This is a genomic window from Streptomyces sp. NPDC047000, from assembly GCF_040644295.1.
Taxonomy (GTDB): domain Bacteria; phylum Actinomycetota; class Actinomycetes; order Streptomycetales; family Streptomycetaceae; genus Streptomyces.
The window spans coordinates 128,806-152,572 of the sequence record NZ_JBEYWE010000021.1 but is presented as its reverse complement, the minus strand read 5'-3'; the positions used below and the strand labels follow the sequence as shown (position 1 = coordinate 152,572).

Here is a 23,767-nt window from a genome sequence, read left to right as displayed (position 1 = left end):
GAACCCCAAGCCGTTCGTCTGGACGAAGACCGCCGACGACATCCTCGACACCCTCGCCGCATACTGCACACGAATTAACGACTCAGGACACTAGGGGTTGTCCTCCGGCCGTCGTGTGCCGCCCGTTCACCCGTTCAGAGGCAGGGCGCCGGGAAACACAAAGCAATGCAAAAGTATGTGCATGCCAATGGCATTAGCCAGGCGGCGCGGGGGATATTCGTTCAGGCGCGCGAACGCCGTGTGCGGCATGTATACGGTCCTGCGCGTCTCGGAAGCGAAGGGGATTCGAGTGGCTCACCACACGGGGGCGATGCCGGCGCGTCCCCATCGGACGAACCGGACATCGGCGGACGACGAACCCGCCGGGGACTTAGCGCCGGAGGACGAACTCGTCGAGCGGGAGGAGGCCGTCGGTGTCCTGACAGGGCTCATCGACCGGGCCGCCCGGGGGCAGGGCGGCCTCGCCCTGGTGAGCGGCGCGGCAGGACGTGGCAAGACAGCCCTGCTGCGCCGGGCCCTTCGGCACGCCAGGGCCGCCGGGCATGTGGTGCTGGACGCCGCGGCGTGGTCGTTCGAGCGCGAGCTCCAGCTCGGAGTGGTACGTCAGCTGGCCGCGCGGCTGCCACGGCCCTGGGCGGCGGGGTCCGCGCGGGCCGTTGCCTCCGACACCCCGGGAGTGGAGTTCGCCCACCGGCTGTGGTCGGAGATGCAGCACGTCACGGCCCGGCGCACCGTCGTCATAGGGGTGGACGACGTCCACGACGCCGACCTCGCGTCCCTGCGCTGTCTGCTGTACGTCGCCCGTCGTGCCGACGCGGCGCGGGTCGCGGTGATCCTGGCGGAGGGGGATCACCCGCACTCGCCGCTGGCGGAACTGCGGGGCGAGTTCCCGGGACTGCGTCACTATCACGCCGTCGAACTGCCTCCGCTCTCCGTCGCCGGTGTCGCCCGCCTGCTGACCCGGCGGATCGGAGCGCGGCGGGCCCGGCTGCTCGCGCCTCATTTCCACGCCACCACCGGGGGAAACCCGGCCCTGGTGCGCGCCATGGCAGCCGACCTGGTGGCGGCCGACATCGGCGCGGGTCCTGTCGTGAGCCCCGTTCTCGGGGGCACGGTGTCCGCCGGAACGGAATTCGGCGGTCCTGGAATCGCGGTGAGGACGGAACGCGCGGCGGAGGGTTTCGGAAGAATGCATTCCGGAATGGCCGTTGTCGCCGGTATCGCGCATCACACGTCGGCCTCCGCGGCTGCCGAGTCCCCCGTGGCCGCCCCGGTCGACGAGAAAATCCCGCACGGCTCGCCCGCGGCGTCCTTCCAGCACACCGTCATGGGTCTCGTACGCCGGAGCTGGCCCGGTGTGCTCCCGGCAGCCCGCGCCCTGGCCGTGCTCGGACCCGCGGCCACCACCCCTCTGCTGAGCCGGCTGGCCGACTGCGAGGAGCGTGCGGTCGGCCACACCCTGGCGAGCCTGGAGGCGCTGGGCCTGGTGACGCGCGGACGCTTCGGACACAACGCGACGCGTTCCGCGCTGCTGGACTGCCTTCCTCCCGGTGCCAGAGCCGATCTGCACATCACGGCGGCCCGGCTGCTGCGCGAGGAGGGCGCCGAGGTCACCGCCGTCGCCGAACAGCTGCTCGCGGTCGGGAAGGGCGGCGGGGGCCAGCTGCTGTCGCTGCTCGAGGAGGTGGCGGAGCAGGCGGTCGTCGCCGGACACACGCACCTGGCACTGGCCTGTCTGCGCCGGGCCGCCGAGGCATGCCCGGAGCCCGGCCGCCGGGCCCGGATCGTCTCCAGGACGATGCTGCTGGAGTGGCGGAGCGATCCGGCCGCCGCGGCCCGGTACCTCCCGGCACTGATCGAGGCCCAGCGCCGGGGAGAACTGGGCGGCCGGCACACGGCGTGGCTGCTGCGCGCTCTCCTGTGGAACGGCTGCTTCGATGCCGTCGGCGAGATCCTCGGCGCGCACGAACGCGCACACCGCGACGGACTCCCCGGTGAACTGCGGCTGGCCGGGCTGTGGCTGGGACACTCCTTCCCCTCGTTGCGGGGACCGCTGCCGCCGCAGCGGCAGGCGGCCGTGACCGCTCTGCCGAAGGAACAGGCCTCCGCGCTGCTCGTGGGTGTGCTCGCCGGAGCCGGGCATACGGAGGACGTCTATCTCGCCGAACGTCTGCTGGCCCGGTCGGGCAACGCCGGCGGGGGGAACGAGTGCGACAGCGAACGCGAGTCGGCCCTCGTCGCCCTCCAGGCTCTGCTCTGTCTGGAACAGACGTCCCGGGCCTGGGACTGGTCGACACGGCTGGCGGAAGCGGACGGTGCCGACCGGTTCCCTCTGTGGCACGCGATGCTCACCGTGATCCGGGCCGAGGCCGCGCTGCGGACCGGGTCGTTGCGGATCGCGGAGAGCTGTGCCCGCGAAGCGCTGTCGGACCTGGGGCCGGAGTCCTGGGGCGTCGCGTACTGCGCCCCCGTGGCCGTCCTCGTGGCGGTGCTGACCGAGCAGGGACGGTTCGGTGAGGCGGCCGGACTGCTCGACCTGCCCCTGCACCCGGGCAGTCTCGACAGCCGATTCGGGCTGCCGTACCTGCACGCGCGCGGACATCATCACCTCGCGCGGGGACGTCCGCGCGCCGCGCTGGACGACTTCCTGGCCTGCGGCGAGCTGATGTCGGGCTGGGGCATCGACCACCCCGGGCTGGTGCCGTGGCGCAGCTCCGTGGCCCAGGCGTTGCTGGTTCTGGACGACACGGCCGGTGCCGCCGGGTACGCGACCGCGCAGGAGACCCTTGCCGCGCAGCTGGGAGCGTCCCGCTCGCGGGCACTGGCCCTGCGGACGAACGCGGCGACGCAGAGCACCGAGCGGTCCCTGCTGTCGCTGACGGAAGCGGCGGAGCTGCTCCAGCACTGCGGTGACCGGCTGGAGAGGGCGCGCGTACTGGCCGACCTGGCCGCCGCGTACCAGGCGGCCGGCCGTCCCGACCGGGCGGGGGAGGCCCGCCGCAGTGCCCTCGCGCTGGCCGGCGCCTGCGCCGCCGCGCCCCTCGCGGCACGGCTCGGCTCCCCTGCGGCGACCACCGGCAGAACGGGCACGACCGCACCGGCCGGCAGAACGGTGCGGGCGGGCAAGGAGGTCCGCTCGCACCGGGCCGGGGCGTTTTCGCGGGCCCGCGTGACGGGCCGGCCGGCCGGCCTGGTACGCCGGGACGCTCCCGTCTCCGAAGGACGTGCGGTTCCCGGCGGGGCCGTGGCCGGGGGAGTGGCGCTGACGGACCCGGGTGTGCGGCCGGGGGAAGGGGCGAAAGCGGGCGAAAGGGCTCGGGCGAACAGGACGGCGCGGACGGGCGGGTCGGCGCGGGCCGGCCGGGGCGCTCGGGTGGACGAGGCCGATCGCCCGGCCTGCGGTACGCGTACCGGTGCGGCCGTTCCTGTGACGGGTGCCGCGGGCCTCGGCGGAGCACCCGTTTCCGGCGGTTCCGTGCGGCGGGCCGGGTCGGCGGCGGTGACCGCGGCCGACTCGGCCGGCACCTGGCTGAGCCCTGCCGAGCTGCGGACGGCACGGCTGGCGGCCGGCGGCACGCCCAACCGTGAGATCGCGCGCACCCTGGGCATCACCGTCAGTACGGTCGAGCAGCATCTCACGAGGGTCTACCGCAAGTTGGGGGTGCGGCGCCGGACGCAACTCGCCCGTGTGCTCGGCCCCGCGGCGGAGAAGTAGCCGGTGGCCGGGGAAAGCGGGAGCGGGCCGCCGGAGGCACCGGCCCGCGGCCCCGTCCCGCTCCTGTCGCCGGTCCGTGCCTCGTGCGGGGGTCCTGTCCTGCCGGCGCGCGGTCGGTCCGCCCCGATGCCGTCGGCCCCGGAGACACCTGGTCTCCGCCGGTCGGGTCAGAACGCGTCCTCGTCCAGTTCCATCACGTCCAGGCCGACGTCCTCGGCGATTTTGCGGGCCAGGGTGACGGCGGGCAGGACCTCGGCCGCGAAGAACTTCGCCGCGGCGATCTTGCCGGCGTAGAACGCCCGGTCCCGGCCCGTCGCGTCGGGCAGTTTCCCGGCGGCGACCGCGGCACCCCGCAGCAGCAGATAGCCGACGACGACATCGCCGGAGGCGAGCAGCAGGCGGGTGGTGTTCAGGCCGACCTTGTAGATGTGCTCGGCGTGCTGCTCGGCGGCGGTGAGGTCGCTCAGCATCAGGGCGACGATCGCCTCCAGGTCGGCGGCCGCCTCGGCGAGGTGCTCGCGGGCACCGGCCAGAACCTCGCCGCCCGTGCCCAGGGCGAGGAACTCCCCGACCTCCCCGGCGAGCAGACCGAAGGCCGCACCATGGTTGCGGACTATCTTGCGGAAGAAGAAGTCCTGGCCCTGGATGGCGGTGGTGCCCTCGTAGAGGGTGTCGATCTTGGCGTCGCGGATGTACTGCTCGATCGGGTACTCCTGGAGGTAACCGGAGCCGCCGAACGTCTGGAGCGACTGGGCCAGCTGCTCGTACGCCTTCTCCGAGCCGTACCCCTTCACCAGGGGCAGGAGCAGGTCGTTGAGGGCGTGCTCGGCCGTGGCGTCCTCGCCGGCGGTCTCCTTGAGGACGATCGCGTCCTGTACCGAGGCGGTGCGGTGCACCAGGGCGCGCATGCCCTCCGCGTAAGCCTTCTGCATCATCAGGGAACGGCGGACGTCCGGGTGGTGGGTGATGGTCACCCTGGGCGCGGTCTTGTCCGTGAGCTGCCTGAGGTCGGGGCCCTGGACACGTTCCTTGGCGTACTCCAGTGCGTTGAGGTAGCCGGTGGACAGGGTGGCGATCGCCTTGGAACCGACGATCATGCGGGCCAGCTCGATGATGCGGAACATCTGACGGATGCCGTCGTGCCGGTCACCGATCAGCAGGCCCTTGGCGGGGTGGCGGTCGCCGAAGGTCAGCTCGCAGGTGTTGGAGACCTTCAGTCCCATCTTGTGCTCGACATTGGTGGCGTAGACGCCGTTGCGCTCGCCCAGCTCACCGGACCGGACGTCGAACTCGTACTTCGGTACGAGGAAGAGGGACAGCCCCTTGGTGCCCGGGCCCGCACCCTCCGGGCGGGCCAGGACGAAGTGGATGATGTTGTCGGACAGATCGTGCTCACCGGAGGTGATGAAGCGCTTCACGCCCTCGATGTGCCAGGAGCCGTCCGCCTGCCGGACCGCCCTGGTGCGGCCGGCACCCACGTCCGAGCCCGCGTCCGGCTCGGTGAGCACCATCGTCGAGCCCCACTCCCGGTCCACCATCAGCCGGGCGATCCGGCGCTGGACCTCCGTGCCCTCCTGGTGGAGGATGCCGGCGAACGCCGGTGTGGTCGCGTACATCCAGATCGCCGGATTGGCACCGAGGACGAGTTCGCCGAGGGCCCAGTACAGGGTGCGCGGGCAGGGGGTGCCGCCGATCTCCTCCACCATGCCGAGACGCCAGAACCCGGCGTCCATGAAAGCCCGGTAGCTCTTCTTGAAGCTGTCGGGCACGGTCGCCGAGCGAGCGGCGGGGTCGTACACCGGAGGGTTGCGGTCGGCGTCGGTGAAGGAGTCCGCCAGTTGCTCCTCGGCCAGTCGGGCGGCCTCGCGGAGCACGCTGCGCGCGGTGGCCTCGTCCAGCTCGGCGTAGGGACCGGTTCCGAACGGGGTGTCCTGGCCGCGCGTCTCGAAGAGGTTGAACTCCAGGTCGCGCAGGTTGGACTTGTAGTGGCTCATGCCCTTCCTCCGATTTGTCCGAACGTTCGTGCTTTTTTTGACAGTAGCAGGGTGTGGGAGGTGTGGACAGGAGGCGTCGTCGGCGATAGGGGGCGCACTCGCCCGGAGGGGTCCTCCGGATACGGGGAACGGGCGGTGCGGAGTGGGTGAACGGCTAAGGGGCGCATTCGCGTACAGGGGGTTGCACCAGGTTGCAAGGCGGGTGGCGATAGGGGTTCGGCCGCAATGTGAGGGGTCGGCTCCGCCGGTCGGCCGGTCGTACGGAATTCGCGTCGTGCGGCCTGTTTGAAAACGCCTTGAGCTGCGCTGATCGACTGCGGGAGGTGGACCTTGCGCACGGTCTCGGCGGGCTGGTGAAGGAAAGTCAATTTCTCGCGGACCCGCTTTTGTTCGCGCTCTTCGCTCCTTTGCCTTATCTTGATCAGGATGTTCCGCGCGGGGAAGGATCCGTGATCCAGAATCGCCCGCGTGGTGTCGCTCGGCATGGGGGCGGCGACGGGAGGATCGTCTTCCGCGTAAGGGTGTGTTGCCCGCGTGATCTCATCGCGAATAAAACTAGACGAACGATCGGTTAGTCTGTACGGTGTTGATCGTACGTCATACGCCAGCGGCCCTTTCCGACCCGACGAAGACGGACGTGTCATGGAGCCTTTGACCATCTACGAGTACGGCGAGCAGGCCCGGGTGCGTCTTCCGGCCGAGGTGTGGGACTTCGTGCAGGGCGGCAGCGGCACCGAGTCCACGCTCGCCGCCGACCGAGCCGCGCTCGACCGGCTCCGGCTGCGTCCCCGGGTGCTCGTCGACGTCTCCGCACCGGACGCCCGCACCACCGTGCTCGGGGCGCCGCTCTCCTTCCCGCTCGGCATCGCGCCGATGGCCTACCACCGGCTCGCCTCCCCGGACGGCGAGACCGCCACCGCGCGGGCCGCCGGTGAGGCCGGGGCACTCCTGACGGTCAGCATGTTCGCCAGCCGCACCCTGGAGGAGATCGCCGCGGCCGCCAGGGGGCCGCTCTGGCTCCAGCTGTACTGGCTGCGGCGGCGCGACGTGCTCAAAGAACTGGTCGCCCGGGCCGAGGCGGCGGGCTTCCACGCCCTGGTGCTGACCGTCGACGCGCCCAGGATCGGCCGGCGCACCCACGACCTGCGTAACGGGTTCACACTGCCGGACGGTGTCCGTGCGGTGAATCTGGACCCCGACGTGATGACCGTCGGCAGTCCGGTCACCGCCGGCTCGTCCGTCGTGCAGCAACACGCGAGTGAGCAGTTCGACCCTGCCGTCACCTGGGACGATCTCGCGTGGCTGCGTCAGCGCACCACGCTCCCGCTCGTCCTGAAAGGCATCCTCACCGCGGAGGACGCCCGGCTCGCCGTCGCCCACGGTGTCGACGCCGTCGTCGTCTCCACCCACGGAGGCCGGCAGCTCGACTCCGCGACAGCCGGCGTGCACGCCCTGCCCGAAGTGGTCGACGCGGTGGACGGTGCCTGCGAGGTCCTCGTCGACGGCGGCATCCGCCACGGCACGGACATCCTGAAGGCGCTCGCCCTCGGCGCCCGCGCCGCCCTGGTCGGAAGACCGGTGCTGTGGGGGCTGGCCCACAGCGGACACCGGGGCGTACGCGGTGTGCTGCGCCTGCTGCACACGGAGCTGGAGGACGCGATGGCCCTGTCCGGCTGCCCGCGGCTCGACGACATCGGGCCGGCTCTCGTGGGCACCGCCCACGTCACCTAGTGCCTGCTGCGGCACCGGGGCGCCGCTCCCCGCCCCCCGGAGATCCACCGGAAGGGCGGCCCCGGGCCCGGCGCACCCCGCACCGCCCGAACCTCACCCGCACCAGCCGTACGACCGCGGCCACCCCGCGTGCCGTATGCGGCACCAGCACCGCCTGAGCCGGACGTCGACAGACCTGTCCTCACACACCGGAAGGCTTGACGATCTCTCATGCCCGCACCAGCCCTGGAGCCGATCACCCCGATACCCGACGCCTGGGTGGACCGCACCCTGCTGGCCGGCCCGCACGACCAGCCCTGTCTCCACCTCGGCACACCTCTGGACCGCGGCACCCTGCGCACCCTGGTCGACGAGCGTCGTACGCAGCTCGCCCACGCCGGGCTGGGCCCCGGCGGCACACTCGCCCTGCATCTGCCGCCGTCCGTCGCCTACGTGACCACACTGCTGGCCGCCTGGCAGTGCGGTGCCCAGGTCGCCCTGCTGGACTACCGGCTGACCGCGCGGGAAGTGGCGCGGGCCCATGAACGGCTCGCCCCGCAGCTGTCCGTGGAGCCCACGAACGCACCCGAAGGCGCGTTACGCGGATTCTTCGACACCGACGCACACGTCCGGACCCACGACGACGGCCGCCCCGCCGCCTCGTCCCACGCGCTCATCCAGCTCAGCTCGGGCTCCACCGGACCCTCGAAGATCATCGGCCGTTCGGCGGAGAACGTCACCACCGAACTCCGCCGCTACGCCGTGCTGGACGGCTTCCCCCGCTCGGGCGAGCGCGTCGTGGTCACCGCCTCGCCGCTGCATGTGCTCGGCCTCGTCGGCGGGCTGCTGTACAGCCTGCACGCCGGCGTCGAGATGGTCGTGCCCGCCCGCCTGACCGTGGACGGCATCCTGCGTGCCGTGGCCCTGCGCGACGCACCCACCACGCTGCTCGGCGTGCCCTTCCACGCCGAGGTCCTCGCCGGTGTCGACCAGCCCCGCGCACTCCCGGGGCTGCGCCGCATGATCACCGGTGGCGAACCGGTGCGGCCCAGCGTGTGGGAGGCGTTCACCAAGCGGTACCAGGTGCCCCTCGGCAGCATGTACGGGATGACCGAGGCAGGTGTCATCGCCACCGACCTCGACGGCCGGCACCGGCCCGCACACCGACCCGTGCCCGGTCTCGGGGTCCGCGTGGACGACGGCGAGATCCTGCTGGGCCTGCCCGAGTCGCCGTACGCGGGCGACGTCGCACCCGGACGATGGGCGGACGGCTGGCTGCGCACCCACGACGCGGGCACCTTCGACCCGGCGACCGGCCTGCTCCAGGTGCACGGCCGCCTCGACTCCCAGGTCTCCGTCGGCGGCCTCAAGGTGGACCTCACCGAGGTCGAGGAGACACTGACCGGACTGCCCGGCGTGGCGGAGGCCGTCGTGGTGCACGACACCGCCATCGCCGCGTACCTCACCGTCGATCCCCCCACTCCGGCGGCCGAACTGGAGAAGCAACTCGCCGACCGGCTGGCCGCGTACAAGCGGCCGCGCTCACTGCGGGTTCTGCCCGCCCTCCCGCGCACGGCCACCGGCAAGCTCCTCAGAGACCCCGCGGCACTGCGCCGCTGGGCCGCGGACGCCGAGGACCGCTGAGCCCGTCCCGGCTCCTTCGTCCCCACCACGTCCTCGCCTCCGGCCGGACCCTTCCCACGCACCCGCGCCGTCCCGCAGCCGCGCTTCCCCGCGCCTGCCGCGTCACCGCGGCCTGCCCACAGCCGTCCGGGGCCTCCCGGACCCGTCCCGCACCCACCCGAGAGAACAGGAGTACGCCCGTGTCGAACGACATCCGTGCCTACGTACTGGAGGCGCTCGCCGCCATGAACTACGACGTGTCCGCGATCGACGACTCCACCCCTCTCGGCCCGCTCGGCCTCGACCTGGAATCCCTCGCCCTGGCGGAGCTGGCCATACAGGTCGAGGACAGGTTCCAGGTCAGGATCGAGGAGGACGAGACCGAGCAGTTCGCCCTGATGACCCTCGGTGAACTCGTCGTCGAGATCACCCGGCGGGCCGCCCTGGCGCAGACGGGCGGCCGGTCGGAGTGAACCCGGTGCACCGGCTGGACCGGCAGGACGTACTCGAGTTGCTGGCGACCTTCCGCGAACGGACGGCCCAGGACCTGGACGAGCGCATCGACTCCATGGAGCTCGCCTGGCTCCTCAACCAGGTCGAGCAGCGGCACGGTGCCGAACTCGATCTGGGAGACGACGAGTTGTCCCGGATGACGACCGTTCCCGCGGCCGTCGAGGTCCTGCGCGGCGCACTGGAGCGGAGCGCCCGTGGCTGACACCGGGCGGGGGGCACGTCCCGTGGCCATCACGGGTATGTCGGCGCTGTCGGCCTGCGGCCGCGGCGTGGAGCCGCTGTTCGAGGCGGCGGTGACCGGAGCGCCCGCCTTCGCCCCGGTCACCCGGTTCGACACCGGCCGTTACCGGGCGAGCAGCGGGGCCGAGCACCCCGGGAGCCGCTCGCTCGCCGAGGAACTGACGGCCTGTGTCGACGAGGCATGCACCGCGGCGAAACTCACCGTCGCACAGCGCGCCGCGACCCCCCTGCTGATGGCCTGCCATCCCGACCCGGCCTTCGTGCGGATGCCCGCAGACCGACAGGCCGGACGCAGCGCCGCCGGGGACGCCGTGGAACTGGCGGAGTCGGCCGGACTGGGCGGCGGCGTACGGGTGTACACGTCCGCGTGCGTCGCCGGCAGCACAGCCGTCGCCGACGCCGCGGCACTCGTCGCGGCAGGCCGGTACGAGCGGCTGGTCGTGGCGGCCGGCTACCTCCTCGACGAGGACCACTTCGCCCTGTTCGACGCGGGCCGCTCGCTGTCGAAGGAAGGCTCCCTCAGAGCCTTCGCCGCCGACCGGTCCGGTCTGCTGCTCGGCGACGCGGTGGCCTGCGTGGTGGTGGAGTCCGCGGCCTCGGCAGCCGGTCGGGGCGCGCAGATCCAGGCGGAGCTGGCCGGCTGGGGCCGGGCGGGCGACGCCCACCACGTCAGCCAGCCGCACCCCGAGGGCGTCGGCATGACCCGCGCGATCGTCGCCGCGCTGCGCCGGGCGGGCCTCGCGCCGTCCGACATCGGCTACGTCAACGCGCACGGTACCGGTACCCGGGCGAGCGACGCCGCCGAGGCCGTGGCCCTGCACCGCGCGCTGGGACCACACGGCCACGAGGTACCGGTGAGTTCCACCAAGACCGTGCACGGCCACACCCTGGAGGCGGCCGGAGTGCTCGAACTGACCCTCGTCGTCCGCGCCCTGCAAGCGCGGCGACTGCCCGTCAACGCCGGTGTCCCGGACGCCGACCCGGAACTCGGCCTCACCCTTGTCGGGGAGACGCCGACCCCGCGCACCCGCCACGCGCTGAGCCTCAACGCCGCCTTCGGCGGAGCCAACACCGCGCTGGTGGTGAGCGCGTGAACACAGCCGAGGCCGTATCACGCGCCGCCTCCGCGGTCCGGGTCCAGGCCGTATGGCCCGGCCCCGGGGAGAGCGGCGACCCACCCGCCGTGCCCGGCTTCATCGAGTCGACGTTCCCCGCGCTGGTGTGCGCGGTCGCCGACCGCTGCCTCACCGTCCGCCACTGCACACCGCCCGGCCCGGTGCCGCACGGCGACCGTACGGGCGTCGTCCTCGTCAGCCGCTACGGCGACCGGGCCACCGCCTCGGCCGTGGCCCGCGCGGTGGACGACGGCACGCGTATGCCGTCCCTGCTGTTCTTCCAGTCCGTGCCCAACGCGGTGGCCGGGCGGGTCGCCGCCCGCTGGGGACTGGCCGGTCCCATCGTCTGCGTCAGCCCGGTCGGTGATGCCCGCGCCGAGGGCATGGACATCGCCGACCTGCTGATCGCGGACGGCGACGCCGACGAGGCACTGGTGGTCCTGGCGGAGCAGGGCTGGACCGACGGGGAACCGGACCGGGCCGAGGCGCTGCTGGTGACCGCCCGGGCGCCCGGCTCGCGCGCGGGCGCCGAACACCCGTCCAAAAACCCCGACGTCATCGCACCACCTGTCACCGATCGAGGAGGAGAACCCTCATGAGCGCGAGGTCGATACGCGCCGAACTGGCGACCGACGACAACCTGGGGGTCGGCAACGTCCTGACCGAACTGGTCCACCGCGGCGTCGGGCTGGACGAACCGACTCTGACCTTTGACACCGTCGTCGACGGCCACCCCGCCTGGCAGGCCCTGACACTGCGACAGCTCCACGAGCGGGTAGCCGCCCGCGCGGCCACGCTGCACGCCGCCGGCATCGGGCCCCGCGACCCCGTCGCCGTCTTCGTCGGCTCCGCCGCCGACCAGGTCCTCTGCTACCTCGCCCTGAGCCGGCTCGGCGCCATCCCCGCACTGATGAACGGCAGGCTCGACGGCGAGACCGCGGCCCGCTTCATCAGCCGGCTGGGCGCCGCCGCGGTCCTGGCCGACGCCGCGCACGGCTCGCTGCTGGAGGGCCATGACCTCGGCGGTCCCGTCGTCCACGACGTGGCGGCCCTCGGCGCCGGCGACCCGGCGACGGCCCCGGACCAGTTCCGGCACCACAGCGGCGACCCCGCCGTCATCACCCACTCCTCCGGAACCACGGGACTGCCCAAGGCCGTCGCCCACTCCCACGCCAGCCTCTTCGCCTCCGTCCGGCACCGTCTCACCCTGCCCAAGGCCCAGGCGCTCTCACGGTTCCTCGGCGCACTGCCCGCCGCGCACGCCGCGACCGTGATCGCCGTCAACCTCGCCCTGTGCAACCGGTCCGAGATGCTGGTGATCTCGCAGCAGTCGGCCGATGCCGTCCTCGAGGCGATCGAACGGTGGCACCCCACCGGCGTGCTCGGCTTCGCGGCGACCTGGTCGGAACTGGCCGCCGAGGACCTCTCCGGCCGGGACCTCGCCAGCGTGGGGCTGTGGTGGAACACCGGGGACTGCGCGCACGAGGCGCACATCCGGCGACTGGTCGCCCTGGGCAGCCGCGAGGTCGCCGGACGCGACGGCACCCGGCGGGTGCCCGGATCGCAGTTCATCGACGGCCTGGGCTCCACCGAGATGGGGCACTCGCAGTTCTTCATCACCCACACCCCCGACACCGAGCGCTACGGGCGCTGCATCGGCCGCAAGCACGCCTTCTCCGACGTCGTCGTCTTCGACGAGGAGGGCAACACGCTGGGCCCCGGCCAGGTGGGCCAGCTGGGCGTCCAGGCACCCACCGTGGCCCTCGGGTACTGGAACGACTCGGTCACCACCTGGCGCACCCGGCTGTCCGGCTACTTCCTCACCGGCGACCTGGTCTCCTACGACGAGGACGGCTACTTCTACCACGTCGACCGGATGGTGGACTCGGTCGACCTCGGCGGCGGACGGCGGCTCTTCACCGCGAAGGCCGAGGAACAACTGCTCGCCGCGCTCCCCGACATCCTGGAGTGCACGGTCGTCGCGCTGCCCGGGGACGACGGCACGGCCGTCGCCCATGTGCTGCTGGTGCCCGCGCCCGGTGCCGACGTGACGGCGGACCGCCACGCGCAGGTCCGCGCCGCCCTGGACGACCATGTCGCGGCCGCCGTGCGGGATGTCGTGGCCGTCGCCCCGGACCAGCTGCCGCTCGGTCCCACCGGGAAGGTCCGCAAGGTCCTGCTGCGCCAGCGCTACCTGGACGGCGAGATCCTGGGCGAACAGGTACCGCACCCCTCGGCCGGGGCGGCCGGGGCATGAGCGACACCGCACGCCACACCGCCGTCGTCACCGGCATCGGCCTGATCACCGCGCTCGGCCAGGACCTGCGCACGACGTTCGAAGCGCTGTGCGCCGGCCGGTCCGGACTGCGCCGCCCGCCCGCCGACCACGTCGTCGCCGGTTCGGTGGACGTCGCCGGCATCGCGCCCGCCGTGGCCGCCGCCGACGTGCTGCCCCCCAGCGAGGGCCGCAGCGTCGACCGGTACGTCCTGCTGGCCCTCGCCGCCGCCGACGCCGCCCTGGCCGACGCGGGGATCGAGATCGGCCGGGACGTGGACCCCTGGCGCACCGGCGTCGTCGTCTCCAGCGGAGGCGCGGGCCTGGAGACCTACGAGGACCAGGCCCGCGCCCGCCACCAGCGGGGCCGCACGGCCATCAGCCCCTATCTGCTGCCGGGCATGCTGCCCAACATGGCGGCGGCCCGGATCGCCATCAAGTACGGCGCACACGGACACAGTGCGGCCATCGCCACGGCCTGTGCCGCCGGCGCCCAGTCGGTGGCCGAGGCACTCCGGCTGATCCGGGCCGGCGACGCGGACATCGTCGTGTGCGGCGGGGCCGACGCACCGTTGCATCCCACGATCGCCGACGCGTTCGGCAACGCCCGCGCGCTGGCCCGCGGCTGGGACGACCCGCGCGCGGCGAGCCGGCCCTTCGACGAGCGGCGCAACGGCTTCGTGCTGGCCGAGGGCTCCGCCGTGCTGGTGGTGGAGCGCGCCGAGCACGCCCGCGCCAGGGGCGCCGCAGGCTACGCGGACCTGCTGGGCTGGGGCGCCACGACCGACGCCTACCGCCCCACCGCACCGCGGCCCGACGGGCTCGGTGCCGTCAACTCCATGCGCCGCGCCCTGACGGACGCCGGTCTCGCCCCCTCCGACGTCGACTACGTCAACGCGCACGGCACCGGCACCAAGGTCGGCGACATCGCCGAGGCCAAGGCCGTCCGCGCCGTGTTCGGGGACCGCTCGCCCGCGGTCAGCGCCACCAAGTCGATGACCGGTCATCTGCTGGGCGGAGCCGGGGCGGTGGAGGCCGGCATCGTCGCCCTGTCCCTGGCCGAAGGGCTGCTGCCGCCCACCCGCAACCTGGACACCGTCGGCCCCGGCTGCGAACTGGACCACATCACCGGCAAGAGCCGCGACACCCGGGTCACCGCCGCCGTGTCGAACTCGTTCGCGTTCGGCGGGCACAACATCACGCTCGCCTTCGGCCAGTCGAGCATCCCCGTCAAACGGCTGTCCCGCACGACGGAGGACGGCCATGGATGACGGTGGACGGCCGCCCGGAGCGCCCGACGAGGACGTGCCCCTGCGGCAGTTCTGGTGGCTGCACGACGCCCGCTGGTACCAGGGCGTGCTCAAACGCTTCGGGCCCGAGGCGGCCAACGAGATCAACGCCGAGGCGATGAAGTTCGTGGCCCGGCGGCTGGCGATGTGGTTCCGCCACCGCACACGGGTCGACTTCAACGAGCTGCCCATGACGGAGTTCGTCAAGTGGTTCGAGCGCATCCCCGCGCTCATGTGGACCGACGACATGTACGAGGTCAGTCAGACGGTGCTCGGCGAGGACGAGTGGGAGACCACCGTCCCGAAGAACTTCGCACTCCAGATGCTGCGCATCGCCCGCGCCCTGGACACCTACGCGTGCCCCTGCCTGGACATGCGGGCCGGCTGGTTCGAGGGGATGGGCGTCTCCGTGCGCGACAGCTGCGTCGAGTGCCGCCGCACCGGCGGCGACGTCTGCCGCTTCCGTGCCGTCGTCGACCGGGACGCCCGGCGCCGGACGGCACCTGCCGCGGAGGCACCCCGCGACGCCCCCTGAGGCACCACCCCGACACGACCCGAGAGAGGGGACGGGAATGAACGTGCACGGAATAGACCACATCGAGTTCTACGTCGGTGACGCGAAGCAGAGCGCCTTCTACTTCTGCACCGCCTTCGGCTTCCGGCTGCTGGGCGAGACCAGCCCCGCGGTCGCCGGGCACCGCTCACTGCTGCTCCAGCAGGGCGGCATCCGGCTCGTGCTCACCTCGGCGCTGACCGACGACCACCCGGCCGCCGACTATGTGCGCCGGCACGGTGACGGCGTGGCCGTCATCGCCTTCGTCACCCCTGACGCCCGCGCCGCCCACGGCACGGCCGTCCGCCGGGGCGCCGTGTCCCTGGCCGGCCCCACGGTCCACGAGAACGGCGCCGCCCGGGTGGTGACCGCCGACGTCGCGGGCTTCGGCGACGTCGTCCACCGGTTCGTCGAACGGCACGGTGCCGAGCAGGAGTTCCTGCCCGGCACCGTCGACCTGCTGGCGCCCGACCCGGAGGAGTCCGAGGAACGGCTGACCCTGGTGGACCACATCGCCGTCTGCCTGCCCGCGGGCGAACTCGACGCCACGGTCGGCCACTACACGGAGGTCTTCGGCTTCCGCCAGATCTTCGAGGAACTGATCGAGGTCGGCGCGCAGGCCATGGACTCCAAGGTGGTGCAGAGCCCCGGGGGAGAGATCACCTTCACGCTGATCCAGCCCGTGCCGGGCCGGCAGCCCGGACAGATCGACGACTTCCTGGCCCGGCACGGCGGGGCCGGCGTCCAGCATCTGGCGCTGCTCACGCATGACATCGTCGGCACCGTCACGGCCCTCCAGGACCGCGGCGTGCGGTTCCTGTCCACACCGGCGGCCTACTACCGCGGACTGCGTGAACGGATGGGCCGGACCGAGGTCGCCGTCGACGCCATCGAGGAGACCAACGTGCTCGTCGACCGCGACCACTGGGGGGAGCTGTTCCAGATCTTCACGCAGTCCGAACACGTACGCCGGACCTACTTCACCGAGATCATCGACCGCCACGGCGCCCGGACCTTCGGCAGCGGAAACATCAAGGCCCTCTACGAAGCCGTCGAGCGGGAGAAGACCCCCACCAGCTGATCCCCGCCCCTGTCCGACATCCGAGCCGGGAACGAAAGGACCGCCCTCCCGTGACCGCACCCGCATTCACCCTGACCGCCGAGGAGCAGGCACTGCTCCCCACCGACGACGACGTCCGCTTCTACGAGGAGCACGGCTGGTACCTGTCGAAGAAGCTCCTCACCGACGAGGAGGTCGACACCCTGGAAGGGGCCTCCGACGAGTTCTACGACGCCGGCCGCAAGGACCGCGCCCTGCCGGTGCGGCCGCCGAAGCTCGCCTACTGGGAGCCCGGGCACGGCGCCGTCCAGCGGCACAACGACTACATCCACTACGAGGTCGACGCCATCGGCGCGATACTGCGCAAGCCGCTGATCGGGGCGGTGGCCGCACGCCTGGCCCGGGCGGAGGCGATCCGCGTCTTCCAGTCGACCCTCATCTACAAACCGCCGCGGCCCGACGAGGTCAGCAACCTGGTGCCCTGGCACTTCGACCGGCACTACTGGGCGACCGCCACCTCCGAGCAGATGCTCACCGCGTTCATCCCCATGCACGACTGCGGTGAGGAGATGGGCACCATCACCATGGTCGACGGCAGCCACCTGTGGCGGGAGACCGGCGTCCGGGACACCACCTCGCTGCACTTCGCGGAACGCGACCGCAGCGAACTCGACACCATGCTGGACGAGAACGCCGCCCACAACAACGCGGTGGTGAAGAAGATCCCCATGGAGATCCCGCGCGGTCACATGAGCTTCCACCACTGCCGCACCTACCACGGCAGCGGGGCCAACCGCAGCGACCGCCCCCGCCGTGCCGTCTCGCTGCACCTCCAGGACGGCGAGAACCGCTACCGGCCCTTCCGGCGCAGCGACGGCAGCCTGATCGCCTACAACCACGACGTCCTGGTCCGCAAGGACGCCGCGGGCCGGCCCGACTACACCGACCCGGAGTTCCTCCCGGTCATCTGGCAGTCCTGAACCGCCCCGGGCCACGGCCGGCGCCGTGGCCCACCCGGCAGACCCCCGCACTGCCCGAGGGCAGTACCACCACAGGAGCAGCAGTGTCCAACTTCGTCGGCGCGGCGAGGCTCCGCACCGCCGTCATCGTGGGGACGGGGCTCATCGGGACCTCGGTCGCCCTGGCGCTGCGGGCCAGAGGCGTCGAGGTCTTCCTGATGGACCGCGATCCGGAGGCGGCCGGCACCGCCGCCTCTCTCGGCGCCGGGACCAAGGGCCCGCCGTCCGCCCCCGCGGACCTCGCCGTCATCGCCGTCCCCCCGTCCCAGCTCGCACAGGTCCTGGTCGAACACCAGCGCCGGGGCCTCGCCCACTGTTTCACCGATGTCGCGAGCGTCAAGGCCGGACCGCAGCGGCAGGCCGAAGAAGCCGGCGGTGACCTCAGCCGTTACGTCGGGGGCCATCCGATGGCCGGGCGGGAGCGCTCCGGACCCCGCGCGGCCGACGGGCAGCTCTTCGAGGGCCGCCCATGGGTGGTGACCCCGTCCGAACACAGCAGTCCGGCCGCGCTGGAGCGGGTGCTGGAGCTGGTGCGGCTGTGCCGGGCGGACCCCGTGGTGATGGGGCACTCCCGGCACGACCGCTCGGTCGCCCTCGTCTCCCACCTGCCGCACATCGTCGCCAGCCTGCTCGCCGCCCGTCTGGAACAGGCGGAGGAGCACGACCTGGCACTCGTGGGACAGGGGCTGCGGGACACCGTGCGGATCGCCGGCGGCGACCCCGGACTGTGGACCGACATCATCGGCGCCAACGCCCTCGCCGTGCGCGAGACCCTCGACAGGTTCGCCAAGGACCTGGACGTGGTGCTGGACGCCCTGCGCTGGCTCGGTGAGGACGACCCGGAACGCGGTCGGCTCGACCGGGGCGATCTGCACGACCTGCTGAGCCGCGGCGTGGCCGGCAGAGCACGGATCCCGGCCGCCGCGGTGGCCGACGACAGTCAAGCGACGGACAGGAGACCGTGATGGTCGGCCGACGGGTCAACCTCTGCATCATCGGCATGGGGCCGCGTGGGCTCTCCGTACTGGAGCGGATCTGCGCGGTCGCCGGCACGGACCCCGGCACACGGGCCACCGTGCACGTCATCGACTCCTACCTGCCCGGTCCGGGCCGGGTGTGGCGTACCGACCAGCCCGGTGACCTGCTGATGAACACCGTCGCCTCCCAGGTGACGATGTTCACCGACGACAGCGTGGACATAGCGGGGCCGCTGGTCCTGGGGCCGAGCCTGTACGAGTGGGCCCGGTTCGTCACCGTCATGGGGCCCCTCGACGACGTCGCCCTCGCCCCTGAGGTGCTGGCCGAGGCGGCCCGGCTCGGCCCCGACGACTACCCCTCCCGCTCCTTCTACGGCCACTACCTGCAGTGGGTGTTCCAGCGGGTCACCCGCACCGCACCGGCCAACGTCCGGGTCCGCCTGCACCGCACCACGGCGGTCCACCTCGACGACGACGGCCCCGCCGACGGGACCGCGATGCAGACCGTACGTCTCGCGGACGGCTACCGCATCAGCGGCCTGCACGCCGTGGTGCTCTGCCAGGGCCATGTGCTCACCGAACTCTCCCCCCGGGAGAGGGCGCTGACCGCCGCGGCCGCCCGGCACCGGCTGGTCTACGTACCGCCCGCCAACCCGGCCGACGTGGACCTCGGCGTGATACACCCGCGCGAGCCGGTGGCCCTGCTCGGGCTCGGCCTGACGTTCTTCGACCACATGGCCCTGCTGACCACCGGCCGCGGCGGCCGCTTCGTACGCGAGGACGACGGCAGTCTCGGCTACCTGCCCTCGGGCGCCGAACCGCAGCTGTACGCCGGGTCCCGGCGCGGTGTCCCGTACCACTCCCGGGGCGAGAACGAGAAGGGCCCGTACGGCCGTCACGAGCCCGCGGTGCTCACCGCCGAGGTCGTCGAATCGCTGCGCCGCCGCTCGCTGAACGGCACGGGGCTGGACTTCCGGCGGGAGGTGTGGCCGCTGGTCGCCAAGGAGGTCGAGACGGTCTACTACGCCACGCTGCTCACCGCCACCCGCGGTACGGCCGTCGCCGAGGCGTTCCGCGACCGCTACCTCCCCGTGCCCTGGGGAGACCGCGAAGAGGCTGCCGTCCGGGCCCGGTTCGCCGTCCCCGTCACCGAGTACTGGGACTGGCGGCGGATCGCCCGCCCCTACGGCGACCGGCGCTTCACCGGCCCCGCCGACTTCCGCGCCTGGCTGGTCGGCCATCTGCGCCATGACCTCGCCGAGGCCCGGCGGGGCAATGTGAGCAGCCCGCTGAAGGCCGCCCTCGACGTCCTGCGGGACCTGCGCAACGAGGTGCGTCTCCTGGTCGACCACAGCGGGCTGCGGGGCAGTTCGCACCGCGCGGACCTCGACAGCTGGTACACCCCGCTGAACGCCTTCCTGTCCATCGGCCCGCCGCCCTCCCGCGTCGAGGAGATGCTCGCCCTCATCGACGCGGGCGTCCTGCACCCGCTGGGCCCGCAGATCACCTCGTGGTTCGACGAGCAGGCGGAGATGTTCGCGGTGCGCTCGGAGGCCGTGCCCGGTTCGGAGACCTGGACCACCGCCCTCGTGGACGCCCGCCTCCAGGACACCGACGTGCGGCGCACCACCGACCCGCTGCTGCGCGGACTGCTGCGTTCGGGGCAGTGCCGGCCGCACCGGATCCCGGACCCGGACGAGGACTCGTACGAGACCGGGGGCGTCGCGGTCACCGAGAGTCCCTACCACGTGATCAATGCCCAGGACCGGCCCCACCCGCGGCGGTTCGCCTTCGGCGTGCCGACCGAGTCGGTGCACTGGGTGACGGCGGCCGGTATCCGGCCCGGCGTCAACTCCGTGACGCTGACCGACGCGGACGCCATCGCCGGGGCCTGCCTCGCCCTGAGTGTGGAGAGCCGGGCGGTGCCGGCCGGGGGCTCGCTGCGACCCGGGCTGCGCGGCATGGCCGCGAAGGCGGCGATATGACCGGCGCGGGCGTGGACGCCGGTCTGCTCTCCCCGGTGCGGGCCGGTACCCCGGTGGAGGAGGCCACTTCCGACGAGGCCTGGATCCAGGCGATGCTGGACGCCGAGACGGCCCTGGTGCGCGCCCAGTGCAGGTTCGGACTGGTGCCCGTCGGGGCGGCCGAGGCGATCGGACGGGCGGCCCGCGCCGAGGCGGTGGACCCGGTCGCGCTGGCCCGGGAGGCGCGGGGCGCCGCCAACCCGGTGGTCGGTCTGGTGCGGCGGCTGACGGAGCTGGTGGCCGCGCGGGACCCGGCCGCCGCGGAGTACGTCCACCGCGGCTCCACCAGCCAGGACATCATGGACACGGCCGCGGTCCTGGTGATCCGGCGTGCCCTCGGCCTCGTCCTGGACGACCTGGACAATGTCGCGGCGGCCCTGGCCCGGCTTGCCGAGCGGCACCGGGACGACCCCATGGCCGGCCGTACCCTGGCCCTCCAGGCGGTGCCCGTCACCTTCGGGCTGAAGGCGGCCGGCTGGCTGCTCGGCGTGCTCGACGCCCGTGCGGAGGTCCACCGGGTGCGGGAGAGCCTGCCCGCCCAGCTCGGCGGCGCGGCGGGCACGCTCGCCGGCTACGTCGAGCACGCCCGTCGCACCCTGCCGGCCGAGGCCGGCGCGGCCGGCCCCGGCGGGTACGCGGCGAGACTGCTGGACGCCTACGCCGCCGAGACGGGTCTGGCCGTGCCCGTGCTGCCCTGGCACACCGCGCGGGCGCCGTTCGCCGCGACGGGCGCCGCCCTCACCCAAGTGACCGGTGCGCTGGGGAAACTGGCGGTGGACGTGCAGACGCTGTCCCGTACGGAGATCGGCGAGGTCGCGGAGCCCGTCGCCGCCGGGCGCGGCGTGTCCTCCGCCATGCCGCACAAGCGCAACCCGGCCCTCGCCACCCTGATCCGTGCCGCGGCCCAGCAGGTCCCCGCCCTCGCGTTGGTGCTGGCGGGTGCCATGCTGGCCGAGGACGAGCGGCCCGCCGGGCTGTGGCACTCGGAGTGGCAGCCGCTCCGCGACGCCCTGCGCCTGGCGGGCGGTGCCGCGCACACCGCCGTGGAACTGACCCGGGGACTGGTCGTCCGTCCGGACCGGATGCGGGAGAACCTGGCGCTCACCGGCAGCCTCATGGCCACCGAACGGGTCGCCGCGGTGCTGGCCCCCGTGGTGGGCAGGGTACGGGCGAAGACGCTGCTGTCCGCCGCCGTGGACCGGGCCGCGGCGGACGGAAGGCCACTGGCCGAGATCCTGCTCGACGACCCCGGCACCGCCCCCCATCTCTCCGCCGGGGAGCTGACGGAACTGCTCGACCCGACGCGCTACACCGGCGTCGCGGGCCCGCTGGTGGACCGGACCCTGGACCACTACCGCGCCACGCTCCCCGTGCCCGTCGCGGTGCCCTGAGGAGCCCGCGCCGAGTTCCCGGCCGGATCGGCGCGCGGCGTCAGGTGTCCTCCGGGCCGTCGAGGCCCTCAGGAGGAGCCGCGCGGGTGTTCTTCCGGCGACACGGCCGGGGAGGCGACACAGGCGTGACGTGCGCCTGTACGGCAAGGGGCCCCCGCGCCGCGGGGGCCCCTTCGCGTGCGGGTCAGCCGCCGTAGGCGTGTACACCGCCGTCCACGTGGACGATCTCCCCGGTGGTCTTCGGGAACCAGTCCGACAGCAGCGCGGTGACGGCCCGCGCGGTGGGAACGGGGTCGGTCAGGTCCCAGCCGAGCAGGGCCCGGCGGTCCCAGATCGCCTCGAAATCGGCGAACCCGGGTATCGACTTCGCCGCCACGGTGCGCACCGGCCCGGCGGCCACCAGATTGACCCGGACCCCGCGAGGTCCGAGATACCGCGCCAGATAGCGCGCGGTGGCCTCCAGCGCCGCCTTGGACACCCCCATCCAGTCGTAGCTGGGCCAGGCGACCCGGGCGTCGAAGTCCAGCCCCACCACGGAGGCGCCCTCGCCGAGCAGCGGCAGACAGGCGGTGGTCAGCGACTTCAGCGAGTACGCCGACACATGGAGGGCGGTCGCCACGTCCTCCCACCGGGTGTTCAGGAAGTTGCCGCCCAGCGCCGCGTCCGGGGCGAACGCGATGGAGTGCACCACGGCGTCCAGCCCGTCGACGTGATCACGCAACAGACCCGGCAGCGCCTCGAGCCGGTCGCGGTCGGTGACGTCCAGTTCGACGACGGGCGCCGGCTTCGGCAGCCGGGCGGCGACGCGTTCGACGAGGCCGAGACGGCCGTAGCCGGTCAGCACCACCTCGGCGCCCTCCTCCTGGGCCAGCCGCGCCACATGGAAGGCGATCGAGGACTGCGTGATGACGCCGGTCACCAGGACACGCTTGCCGCGCAGCAGGTCACCCATGGAGCCGCTCCTCGACGAACGCGGCCAGCCGGCCCACGCCCTCCTCGATCTGCCCGGCTGTCAGGGCGCTGCACGACAGGCGCAGCTGACGTCTGCCGCCGCCGTCGAGGTAGAAGTCCCGCATCGGCGTCCACAGCACGCCGAAGTTCCGGGCCGAGTGCTCCAGTGCCTGGTGGCTGACCTCGAAGGGCACGTCCAGCGTGAGGAAGAAACCTCCGCGGGGCCGGTTGAAGGAGATGCCGTGGCGGGAGCGGAACCCGGCGGGGAAACGCCGGTCCAGTTCCCGCAGGAGGGTGTCGAGGTTCGCACGGTAGAAGGCGATGGCCTCGGCGTTGGCCCGCCGCAGCCGGAAGCCGCTGGAGACCAGCAGCCCGCCGATGACGGCCTGGGTGAGGGACGGCGTGTTGACCGTCGTCATGCTCTTGATCTTCGACAGTTCGTCGGCGAGGAGCCCCCGCACCCTGTCGCCGTCACGTACCTCCTGGTCCGCGAGGACGTAGCCGACGCGGGCGCCCGGCAGCGCGGTCTTGGCGAACGAGCCCAGGTAGACGACCCGGCGCTCCCGGTCCAGAGCCTTGAGCGTGGGCGGCGGGTCGTCCTCCCGGGCGAAGAACCCGTAGGGGTTGTCCTCCAGCAGCAGCAGGTCCTCCTGCGCGGCCATCTCCAGCAGCCGGTCCCGGGCCCCGCGGGTCAGACTCGCGCCGGAGGGATTGGCGTGGTCGGGGACGAGGTACAGGGCGCGGGGCCGGCGTCCGTCGGCACGCACCCTGCGGACGGTCTCGGCACAGGTCTCCGGGTCCAGTCCCTGCGGACCCTCGGGAACGGCGACGACGGGGATGTCCAGCAGCCGGGCGGCGCCGGTGATGCCCACATAGCACGGCGACGGCACCAGGAGCACGTCGTCCGGCCCGGAGAACAGCGCCCGCAGCACCAGCAGCATCGCTTCCTGGCAGCCGACGGTGACGACGACGGACCGGGCAGGGACCCGGATGCCCTCGTCGTTCTCCACGGTGCGGGCGATGAGCTCGTGGATGTGCCCGTTGGTACGGCCGTACTGGAACAGCTCGGTACGGATGCGCTCGGGGGAGTAGCCGCGTTCCCGCCGCAGATGGTCGGTGTACGCCTCCAGGTACGTGGTGATCGTGGCCGGGTCGAAGAAGCCGTCGTAGGGCCGGCCGGGAGCGAAGGAGACGGCGTCCGGGAAACGGCTGGTGACCTCGTTGAGGAAGTTCATCGAGTCCAGCAGCGGGTCGGCCAGCGAGGCGTGCAGCGCGGCGGCGTCCAGCACGGCCGGCGGCTTGGTGGGGGACAGCACGG

18 protein-coding genes are annotated in these 23,767 nt (G+C 72.8%); 15 read left to right on the top strand and 3 right to left on the bottom strand.

What is annotated here, in order from left to right:
* Nucleotides 1-289: 289 nt before the first annotated feature.
* Nucleotides 290-3,715, top strand: coding sequence for an AAA family ATPase (locus ABZ862_RS28115; RefSeq protein ID WP_360963636.1), 3,426 nt, complete (start codon nt 290-292; stop codon nt 3,713-3,715).
* Nucleotides 3,716-3,882: 167 nt separating this feature from the next.
* On the opposite strand, the gene ABZ862_RS28110 is transcribed toward ABZ862_RS28115, so the two are convergent.
* Entirely contained in the window at nt 3,883-5,709 is a 1,827-nt protein-coding gene (locus tag ABZ862_RS28110; protein ID WP_360963633.1) for an acyl-CoA dehydrogenase, read from the bottom strand.
* Between the two features lie 642 nt (nt 5,710-6,351).
* Here ABZ862_RS28110 and ABZ862_RS28105 point away from each other — a divergent pair.
* From ABZ862_RS28105 to ABZ862_RS28040, 14 genes are all read left to right on the top strand, one after another.
* On the top strand, nt 6,352-7,440 hold the full coding sequence (locus ABZ862_RS28105) for an alpha-hydroxy acid oxidase (protein WP_360963630.1): 1,089 nt from the start codon (nt 6,352-6,354) through the stop codon (nt 7,438-7,440).
* 210 nt (nt 7,441-7,650) lie between these two features.
* Nucleotides 7,651-9,063: a class I adenylate-forming enzyme family protein gene (locus ABZ862_RS28100; protein WP_360963627.1), complete on the top strand. Its 1,413-nt coding sequence runs from the start codon at nt 7,651-7,653 to the stop codon at nt 9,061-9,063.
* A gap of 179 nt (nt 9,064-9,242) precedes the next feature.
* Complete coding sequence (locus tag ABZ862_RS28095) at nt 9,243-9,515, top strand: acyl carrier protein (RefSeq protein ID WP_360963624.1); 273 nt, start codon at nt 9,243-9,245, stop codon at nt 9,513-9,515.
* 5 nt (nt 9,516-9,520) lie between these two features.
* Complete coding sequence (locus ABZ862_RS28090) at nt 9,521-9,757, top strand: acyl carrier protein (protein WP_360963621.1); 237 nt, start codon at nt 9,521-9,523, stop codon at nt 9,755-9,757.
* 22 nt (nt 9,758-9,779) lie between these two features.
* Nucleotides 9,780-10,889, top strand: coding sequence for a beta-ketoacyl synthase N-terminal-like domain-containing protein (locus ABZ862_RS28085; RefSeq protein ID WP_360963618.1), 1,110 nt, complete (start codon nt 9,780-9,782; stop codon nt 10,887-10,889).
* On the top strand, nt 10,886-11,509 hold the full coding sequence (locus ABZ862_RS28080) for a beta-ketoacyl synthase N-terminal-like domain-containing protein (RefSeq protein ID WP_360963615.1): 624 nt from the start codon (nt 10,886-10,888) through the stop codon (nt 11,507-11,509). The genes ABZ862_RS28085 and ABZ862_RS28080 overlap by 4 nt, the downstream gene beginning before the upstream one ends.
* Nucleotides 11,506-13,167 carry a class I adenylate-forming enzyme family protein gene (locus ABZ862_RS28075; protein WP_360963612.1) on the top strand — a complete coding sequence of 554 codons (1,662 nt, stop codon included), beginning with the start codon at nt 11,506-11,508 and terminating at the stop codon, nt 13,165-13,167. The genes ABZ862_RS28080 and ABZ862_RS28075 overlap by 4 nt, the downstream gene beginning before the upstream one ends.
* Entirely contained in the window at nt 13,164-14,456 is a 1,293-nt protein-coding gene (locus ABZ862_RS28070; protein ID WP_360963609.1) for a beta-ketoacyl-[acyl-carrier-protein] synthase family protein, read from the top strand. Before ABZ862_RS28075 ends, ABZ862_RS28070 begins: the two co-directional genes overlap by 4 nt.
* The gene (locus tag ABZ862_RS28065) at nt 14,449-15,009 is read left to right on the top strand and encodes a hypothetical protein (protein WP_360963606.1); all 561 of its coding nucleotides are present in this window, start codon (nt 14,449-14,451) and stop codon (nt 15,007-15,009) included. Before ABZ862_RS28070 ends, ABZ862_RS28065 begins: the two co-directional genes overlap by 8 nt.
* A 37-nt stretch (nt 15,010-15,046) precedes the next feature.
* Nucleotides 15,047-16,108, top strand: coding sequence for a 4-hydroxyphenylpyruvate dioxygenase (gene hppD, locus ABZ862_RS28060; protein WP_360963604.1), 1,062 nt, complete (start codon nt 15,047-15,049; stop codon nt 16,106-16,108).
* A gap of 50 nt (nt 16,109-16,158) precedes the next feature.
* Nucleotides 16,159-17,067 (top strand): phytanoyl-CoA dioxygenase family protein, encoded by a 909-nt coding sequence (locus ABZ862_RS28055; protein ID WP_360963602.1) that lies wholly within the window; start codon nt 16,159-16,161, stop codon nt 17,065-17,067.
* 83 nt (nt 17,068-17,150) lie between these two features.
* Nucleotides 17,151-18,071, top strand: a complete 921-nt coding sequence (locus tag ABZ862_RS28050; protein WP_360963599.1) for a prephenate dehydrogenase — start codon at nt 17,151-17,153, stop codon at nt 18,069-18,071.
* Complete coding sequence (locus ABZ862_RS28045; protein WP_360963596.1) at nt 18,071-20,068, top strand: FAD/NAD(P)-binding protein; 1,998 nt, start codon at nt 18,071-18,073, stop codon at nt 20,066-20,068. The genes ABZ862_RS28050 and ABZ862_RS28045 overlap by 1 nt, the downstream gene beginning before the upstream one ends.
* Entirely contained in the window at nt 20,065-21,498 is a 1,434-nt protein-coding gene (locus ABZ862_RS28040; protein WP_360963593.1) for an adenylosuccinate lyase family protein, read from the top strand. The genes ABZ862_RS28045 and ABZ862_RS28040 overlap by 4 nt, the downstream gene beginning before the upstream one ends.
* Nucleotides 21,499-21,682: 184 nt before the next feature.
* On the opposite strand, the gene fabI is transcribed toward ABZ862_RS28040, so the two are convergent.
* Together fabI and ABZ862_RS28030 are read right to left on the bottom strand one after the other, a co-directional pair.
* Complete coding sequence (fabI, locus tag ABZ862_RS28035; RefSeq protein ID WP_360963590.1) at nt 21,683-22,450, bottom strand: enoyl-ACP reductase FabI; 768 nt, start codon at nt 22,448-22,450, stop codon at nt 21,683-21,685.
* Nucleotides 22,443-23,765: a PLP-dependent aminotransferase family protein gene (locus tag ABZ862_RS28030; protein WP_360963587.1), complete on the bottom strand. Its 1,323-nt coding sequence runs from the start codon at nt 23,763-23,765 to the stop codon at nt 22,443-22,445. Before ABZ862_RS28030 ends, fabI begins: the two co-directional genes overlap by 8 nt.
* Nucleotides 23,766-23,767: the final 2 nt, after the last annotated feature.

Excerpts from the sequence above, each read along its gene's own strand:
- ABZ862_RS28105 (WP_360963630.1), top strand. The coding sequence starts at position 6,352 with ATGGAGCCTTTGACCATCTACGAGTACGGCGAGCAGGCCCGGGTGCGT.
- ABZ862_RS28045 (WP_360963596.1), top strand. The coding sequence starts at position 18,071 with ATGGTCGGCCGACGGGTCAACCTCTGCATCATCGGCATGGGGCCGCGT.
- ABZ862_RS28040 (WP_360963593.1), top strand. The coding sequence starts at position 20,065 with ATGACCGGCGCGGGCGTGGACGCCGGTCTGCTCTCCCCGGTGCGGGCC.
- ABZ862_RS28100 (WP_360963627.1), top strand. The coding sequence starts at position 7,651 with ATGCCCGCACCAGCCCTGGAGCCGATCACCCCGATACCCGACGCCTGG.
- ABZ862_RS28070 (WP_360963609.1), top strand. The coding sequence starts at position 13,164 with ATGAGCGACACCGCACGCCACACCGCCGTCGTCACCGGCATCGGCCTG.
- hppD (WP_360963604.1), top strand. The coding sequence starts at position 15,047 with ATGAACGTGCACGGAATAGACCACATCGAGTTCTACGTCGGTGACGCG.
- ABZ862_RS28110 (WP_360963633.1), bottom strand. The coding sequence starts at position 5,709 with ATGAGCCACTACAAGTCCAACCTGCGCGACCTGGAGTTCAACCTCTTC.
- ABZ862_RS28065 (WP_360963606.1), top strand. The coding sequence starts at position 14,449 with ATGGATGACGGTGGACGGCCGCCCGGAGCGCCCGACGAGGACGTGCCC.
- ABZ862_RS28075 (WP_360963612.1), top strand. The coding sequence starts at position 11,506 with ATGAGCGCGAGGTCGATACGCGCCGAACTGGCGACCGACGACAACCTG.
- fabI (WP_360963590.1), bottom strand. The coding sequence starts at position 22,450 with ATGGGTGACCTGCTGCGCGGCAAGCGTGTCCTGGTGACCGGCGTCATC.